General features: G+C 67.2%; 1 protein-coding gene. It reads left to right on the top strand.

Going from position 1 to position 302, the window contains the following annotated elements:
• On the top strand, positions 1–302 hold a 302-nt coding region (locus ACLJNW_RS24265; RefSeq protein WP_410961226.1), incomplete at both ends, for an SAM-dependent methyltransferase.

Here is a 302-nt window from a genome sequence, read left to right as displayed (position 1 = left end):
CCGCTGGTCTATCCGGTGACCACCGAGAAGCTGGAACCGCCGCTGTGCTACGAGACCATCATCAGCGATTTCTACGACACCGCCGCCGAACAGCTGGCCGCGCACCTGGACGCCGGCCGCGACGTGGCGGTGATCTGCGAGGGCGACCCGTTCTTCTACGGTTCCTACATGTACCTGCACGACCGCCTGGCGACGCGCTACGAAAGCGAAGTGGTGCCTGGCGTCTGCTCGATGCTCGGCGGCGCGGCGGTGCTCGGTGCGCCGCTGGTGTACCGCAACCAGAGCCTCTCGGTGCTCTCCGG

The sequence above is a fragment of the Salmonella sp. SAL4457 genome (assembly GCF_046548235.1).
GTDB classification, from domain to species: domain Bacteria; phylum Pseudomonadota; class Gammaproteobacteria; order Enterobacterales; family Enterobacteriaceae; genus Salmonella; species Salmonella enterica.
Note: the sequence above shows the minus strand (reverse complement) of the source record. Positions and strands in the feature narration are given on the sequence as shown.